At 59.8% G+C, this 6,337-nt stretch carries 6 protein-coding genes and 1 pseudogene; 3 read left to right on the top strand and 4 right to left on the bottom strand.

The genetic code is table 11. The features are described 5' to 3' along the window. The 3 genes from NW815_RS00560 to NW815_RS00570 form a co-directional block, all read left to right on the top strand. The coding region (locus tag NW815_RS00560) for a peptidylprolyl isomerase (RefSeq protein ID WP_414415613.1) at window positions 1-186 on the top strand (186 nt) is incomplete at its 5' end. 110 nt (window positions 187-296) lie between these two features. Then, entirely contained in the window at window positions 297-1,571 is a 1,275-nt protein-coding gene (gene gvpJ, locus NW815_RS00565) for a gas vesicle protein GvpJ (protein WP_414343231.1), read from the top strand. A gap of 123 nt (window positions 1,572-1,694) precedes the next feature. After that, window positions 1,695-3,278 (top strand): NAD(P)H-quinone oxidoreductase subunit N, encoded by a 1,584-nt coding sequence (locus NW815_RS00570; protein ID WP_414389961.1) that lies wholly within the window; start codon window positions 1,695-1,697, stop codon window positions 3,276-3,278. A 338-nt stretch (window positions 3,279-3,616) separates the two neighbouring features. Here the strand turns inward: NW815_RS00570 and NW815_RS00575 are convergent, their stop codons facing one another. From NW815_RS00575 to NW815_RS00590, 4 genes and pseudogenes are all read right to left on the bottom strand, one after another. Next, window positions 3,617-4,186, bottom strand: coding sequence for a photosystem I assembly protein Ycf4 (locus tag NW815_RS00575; RefSeq protein ID WP_011433078.1), 570 nt, complete (start codon window positions 4,184-4,186; stop codon window positions 3,617-3,619). 310 nt (window positions 4,187-4,496) lie between these two features. Next, entirely contained in the window at window positions 4,497-5,564 is a 1,068-nt protein-coding gene (locus NW815_RS00580) for an S-layer homology domain-containing protein (protein ID WP_414389951.1), read from the bottom strand. 45 nt (window positions 5,565-5,609) lie between these two features. Then, the gene (locus NW815_RS00585) at window positions 5,610-5,924 is read right to left on the bottom strand and encodes a DUF3181 family protein (RefSeq protein ID WP_011433076.1); all 315 of its coding nucleotides are present in this window, start codon (window positions 5,922-5,924) and stop codon (window positions 5,610-5,612) included. A 63-nt stretch (window positions 5,925-5,987) separates the two neighbouring features. Then, window positions 5,988-6,337: pseudogene (locus NW815_RS00590) on the bottom strand (hypothetical protein); the annotation flags it as partial.

The following is a 6,337-nucleotide window of genomic DNA, read 5'->3' on the forward strand; positions in this document are numbered from 1 at the left end:
ACCAACGGCAGCCAGTTTTTTATCATGCACGCCGACTATCCGCTGCCGCCCAACTACACGATCTTTGGGCAATTGATCGAGGGAGAGGATGTCTTGGATAAAATTGCAACTGCGCCCACTGACCCTCAGGATCGCCCCCTGAAACCGGTGGAGATCAAGTCGGTTCGCATCTTCGAATCCAATTAGGTTGGGCCAATCGGGTGGAACAGTTTGGTTAAATTAACTTGGCCTCTGGCCCCATTTTTGCAACTTGCCCTCAGGGGGACTCAGGTATGGAGTTCGCTAGGCCCCGGCGAATGTCCCCCCGCATTCTGGTTCTGGATTTTGATGGTGTGCTCTGCGATGGGCGGGCGGAGTATTTTGCTTCCTCCTGCCGCGTTTGTGCTCAGGTGTGGGGCTTGGCTCCTGCTCAGCTAGAGCCGCTGCGTCCTGCTTTTGACCGTCTGCGCCCGCTGATCGAGACCGGCTGGGAGATGCCTCTGTTGTTGTGGGGGCTACAGGAAGGGATCCGGGAGGAAGACTTGCGCCAAGACTGGCCCAGCTGGCGGCAGCGGTTGTTGCAGCAGGTGGGGGTCTCCGAGCTAGGTTTGGCCCAAGTGCTGGATGGCGTGCGGGATCGTTGGATTGAAGAGGATCTGCAGGGGTGGCTGGGGCTACACCGCTTTTATCCGGGGGTGGCGGCTTGGCTACGCCAGGTTCAGGCTGCAGGGGAGCCGCGCTTGGCCATTCTCAGTACCAAAGAGGGGCGGTTTATCCAGCAGCTCTTGGGCCGAGAAGGGATCCAACTGCCGCGCCACCGCATTCTGGGCAAGGAAGTGCGCGCCCCCAAGGCCACCACTTTACAGCGGCTACTGGCTGCCGCCCAACTGCCGGCTGAGGAGCTGTGGTTTGTGGAGGATCGCCTGCAAACGCTGCGCCAGGTGCAGACGGTGCCGGAGCTGGAGCAAGTTCTCCTGTTTTTGGCCGACTGGGGCTACAACCTGCCGGAGGAAAGGGAAGAAGTCGCGCGGGATCCCCGTCTCCATTTGCTCAGCCTGGAACAGCTTTGCCAGCCCTTTGACCGTTGGATTGCCCCTTCTCCCCCGCCGCGCTTTTCTATCAGTCCCGCCAGCTCGGAAGACTTGAGCCAGGCTCGGCCCACCCCTGGCCGGAAACGCCCGGAAGCCGGTTTGGCCTCTCTGGTGCTGACCTTGGTGGAGCTGTTGCGGCAGTTGATGGAGGCGCAGGTGGTGCGGCAAATGGAGGCCGAGCGCCTTTCTGCAGAGCAGATTGAGCGGGCCGGCAGCAGCCTACAAGCCTTGCGGGAGCAAATTCGACAAATCTGCAGCCTGTTGGAGATCGACCCAGCGGATTTGAACCTGGAGCTCGGAGATCTGGGCACCCTCCTGCCCCGCCAGGGGGACTACTACCCCGGACAACCCCACCGCGAGGGATCCGTGCTGGAACTGTTGGATCGGCTGATCCACACCGGCATCGTCATCGATGGGGAGATCGACCTGGGGCTGGCGGACTTGGATCTGATCCACGCCCGCCTGAAGTTGGTGCTCACCTCCAGCGCCAAGCTCTACTGAGCCCGTGGATTGAGAGTGCTGATGGAGACGATTGGGAGAAGAGATGCCGGAAGCGGAAAGAGAGACCGGAAATCGCGGTATGCTGGCTGTGGATCCCCTTCATCTGTCTTCATGTCTTCCCCTATGGATGTCTTTGCCCCAACCGGAAACCTGTATGCCGGTGCCATTTGGCCAGAAGTGGTGGTTACCCTCACCCTCTTGCTCGTCTTGGTGGTGGATTTGGTCGGTGGTTCGGCGGCGCGCAAAAGTCTTCCGGCCCTCTCCATCTTTGGCTTGATCGGGGCCTTGGTGACCTTGGTGTTGCAGTGGCAGCAGCCCCAGTTGGAGAGCTTCTTGGGCAGCTTTGCGGCGGATCCCATCAGCATTCTCTTCCGTGGCCTGGTGGTGGGGACGGCGGTACTGACCGTGATGATGGCGGAGCGCTACATCTCTCAGTCCGGAGCGCCCACAGGCGAGTTTTATGTGTTGCTGCTCACGGCCACCTTGGGGGGCATGTTCCTCTCCGGAGCGACGGACTTGATCCTAGTGTTTGTATCTCTGGAAACCCTGGGCATCGCCAGCTACCTGATGGCCGGCTATACCAAGCGGGATCCCCGTTCTTCGGAGGCAGCCCTGAAATATCTCTTGATCGGGGCCAGCAGCACAGCCATTTTTCTCTACGGCATGTCGCTGCTCTACGGCCTTTCGGGTGGGCAAACGAAGCTGGAAGCCATCGCCTCATCCATGGGGGATGCCGGTTTGGCAGGGATCATCGCTTTGGTCCTCTGCATTGGTGGTATCGGGTTTAAGTTGGCGGCGGTGCCCTTCCACCAGTGGACTCCTGATGTCTACGAGGGATCCCCAACTCCGGTGGTGGCCTTTTTGTCGGTGGGATCCAAAGCAGCAGGCTTTGCCTTGGCGGTGCGCTTTCTGGCCACCGTATTTCCGGCCATGACGGAAGAGTGGCGGGCGGTGCTCTCGGTGCTGGCCATTTTGACCATGGTGCTGGGGAATGTGGTGGCCATTGCCCAAACCCGCCTCAAACGGCTGCTGGCCTATTCTTCCATTGGACAGGCGGGCTTCGTTTTGATTGGCTTGGTGGCGGGCACCGAGGCAGGCTATGCCAGCTTGATCTTTTACTTGATGGTCTATTTGGCCATGAACCTGGGGGCCTTTTTGTGCATCACCCTGTTCAGCCTGAAGACCGGCACCGATGAAATTAGCGAGTACAGCGGCCTCTACCAGAAGGATCCCTTCCTCACCCTGTGCTTGAGCATTTGTCTGCTCTCGTTGGGTGGATTGCCCCCTCTGGCGGGCTTCTTCGGCAAGTTGTACCTGTTCTGGGCCGGTTGGCAGGCAGGGGCCTATACCCTAGTGTTGGTGGGGTTGGTCACCAGCGTCATCTCCATCTACTACTACGTGCGGGTGGTGAAAACCATCGTGGTGAAAGAGCCGCAAGAGATGTCGGTTTCAGTGCAAAATTACCCCGAGACCAACTGGCAGGCGGAAGGCATGCAGGCTCTGCGGGTGGGCCTGGTGTTCACTTTGGTGGCCACCATCTTTGCCGGGATCCTCTCCAATCCCCTCTTTACCCTCTCCATCCAGGCGGTAGAGCAAAGCCCGTTCTTGGGGTTCCCAGCCGCACAAGCCTTCCTTCCAGAGTCGGCAAGACTTCAGGTGGCAGTCGAGGGATCCCTGGGTTCCTCTCCTCAAGCTGGCGAAGGCTAGTTTTTGAGATGCTCTCCATCCCGAGGTTTTAAAAAGCGACGCTCGGCAGCGCGCGCTTCAGTTGTGCAGATATGGTCATTTCTCCCTCTGGAAGAAGGGCTGCAGCGCGAAACACCTGGGGAGCGTCTCAACCTAGTCTCAATCTAATTTGAACTAATTTGAAAGGACTCTAATCCAGAAGAGGGTCTCCCCACCCCAAAGGGATCCGGGATCTCTTCAAGGCCTCCGCATTAGCGCCCACCGATTACAGCAATGTAGTTGGTCACCCATTCGTAGTAGGGCACACATCCCTCACGCGGCCATCAGGGTGCGATCACAGCGCATGATGCCCCAGGGAATCAAATGCCCTCTAAGCTGACGTTGAGAAAGCGGGCAATCTCGGCTGCCTGGTTTTCGATCTCCGTCAGGGGAGGTGGCTGGCCTACGCCGGTGAGGGGGATGTCGCCACGTCCTTTCACCCGCAAGTAGATGGCTCGGCGGGGGTTAAGCCCCTCTCTCAGCTCCACCCGTAAGCTTTGCACATCGGCAAAGTCATACTCCAGGCGGACTTCACGGTTTTTGCCCGGAAAGCCCTGGCGCACCAGCGTTATCTTTTGCGTGCGCCGGTCGAACTCGTTGTAGCCGCCTCCCAAGTTCCAATACAAACTCAGCCACTGGTATAGCCCCGCCAGGGATCCGAGCACCCCGTAAAAGAGCATGGCAATGCCCTGGGGAATAAACACCAGGCTGGCGGGATCGGAAAAGGGGAGCAAATTGCGGTGGAGATAGCTGGAAAGGCCGGCCAAGGTAAAGCCCAGCCCTCCCCCCGTCAGCGCCACCGCCCAAAAGTACACGCTGGGCCGCCGCGACCCAATCACGGTGTAGCGCAGCAGATCGGCAGAACGGATTTCAGGAACAATGGCGGACACAGTTGGGATCCCTGCAGGTTTTCCAAGGCTGGCTTCCCCCATTCTATAGGCTATGGGCGGCAAGGGTTTTCCCCAGCAGAGGGGCGCTCAGGGGACTGGCAAGAGCTAGAGCCGCCTGGGGAATGGGGGCGGAAGTCCTCTGCGCTGTACAGCCCCTCTCCTGAAGGGAGTTAGGGATAGTTTTTATTGTTATGGCTCCTTTTGCTCCTTGTAAGAGCCGTAGCAGGGATCCCTGCTGGGGTTCTGAGGCGTTCTATCTGCTGACAGAGCCCAACAGCATACGCCAATGGGATCCTCGCTCACTTCAGGGTTAGGGCTTACCCGGCGTGACGATCCTGCCCTCCCCTGGGGCAACTTCCGAGGAACGGGGGCGGGCCGGCGCAGAGGGCTCATCAACGGCATTCGAGGGAGAGGCAGGGTTGGGATCCGGCTCGGGAGAAGCCGTCTGCTCCGGTTCTGCGGCAGGGGGAGAAGGCTGAGGCTCAGGGGTTGGGTCTGGCAAGGCTGGCGGCTGGGGTAGGGCGTCTTGGGCCGTTCGCTCCCCAAAAGCCGATAAGGCAATGGCAGCTTCCCCGCGGCTGACCGGCTCGAAGGGGTTGAAGGTGCGGATGGGGCCAAAGGTGCGCAGCACGGTGGAGGCATTCTCCAGACTGCGATCCGCTACCAGAGCAGGAATGGCTTCAGGAGGAATTTGCGCCGCATCGGTAAACCCCCAGCGCTCTTCCAGCTCTGCTCGGGATCCCTTGATCTGGCCGGGAGGTAAGTCCAGGGGCACCTTCATGCGGATTAACTCCGCCCGCGACAGCAGGCTGTTGGGGCGAAACTCTCGATTGGCATCTCCGGCAATTATGCCGGCAGCTCCCAGGGCTTGAATGTAGCGAAAGTTGGGATCCTCTTCCGGCACATCCAAAAAGAGGGGGCGTTCCGAGGGGGATCCCAGGCGGATTTGCCGGCTGGGCTCATCGGCGTGGATGGCGTTGTTGGCCAACACCAGCCAACGGGCAAATTCTCCGCGACGAACGCTGCGCTGCGGCTGAAATTCGCTGCCGGGGATATCGGCAAAAACTCCCAACCGATCTAGGTATCCCACCGAACGGGCCACCAGAGATCCCGGCTCCAGGTCTGTAAAGCGGCTGCTGTCCGGGCTGGGCAGGGGTGAGGAAGGGGTGGGAGCAGTGGGGATCGAGATAGAGGGTGGGATGGATCCCGGCAAAGGTTGAGGCGAGGGAGATGCCGGCAGCTCAGGTTGGGCTGTGGGCAGACCTACTGGGCGTACAGCGCGCTCCAGCCGTTCTCCCCACTCGGTTCCCTGACAGGCCGACAACAGCCAGAGCAGCGGAATAAGGCTGCCGAGCTTGAGCCAGGGGCCAGGCCGCATAGGTTTAGACTGATGATGCACCGCTCTACCTTTCTCTATTGGTCTCTATTGGGCCCATTTGCGGCTGAACTCCTCCAGCACATCCAGCAGGTTAAGCAGGCTTTGCATCGGCAGGAGATCGGCTAGGGGCAATTCTTTGCGCCCACCCCCCACTTTCACCGGGATCCCTTGCAAGATCTCTGTGACGGCGTCCTCATCCACCTTGCCTGCCATCACCTGGGGTGCCAGTCGCTCCGCCAAAAGAGTATGCAGATGGGCGTCGCGCAGGTAAAGATGCCAGCGGGCCACATCGATGTAAACTTCTTTACCAATGGCAGCGGCCAATTGCTCAATGTCTGGGTTGCTGGGCACTTTGGCCATCCCTCAGCTCCGTTGGTGGTTGCGTCTGCCCTTGCTCAATCATAGCCTGAACCCAAGGGATCCTCAGGGAGAGCTGGCAGCCGGGCGGTCGGGTAGAGGTAGGGCGAAGTTCTCTTGCAGCTGCCGCAGCATCAACAGGTGTTCCAGAGCTAGGCGATCCCGTTCTGTCCGCAACTGGCTCAGTTGGGCCTGAATTTGGCGGATATCGGCCTCGTCGGAGTCCCAGGTTTGCAAAAGGCGGTAGAGGCGCTCTTGTTGGTTGGCAATTTGCCGGTTTAGGCGGGCTAGACGGCGGCTGAACTCCACATCCATTTCCTCTGCCAGCTCGGGATCCGGCAGCAGGGCCAAGCGATCCCAATGGATGCCCAGGTCGGCCAAGCTTGGCGGGGGCGGATCCAACTCCTTGAGAAGGG

The organism is Synechococcus sp. R6-7 (genome assembly GCF_047461695.1).
GTDB lineage: Bacteria > Cyanobacteriota > Cyanobacteriia > Thermostichales > Thermostichaceae > Thermostichus.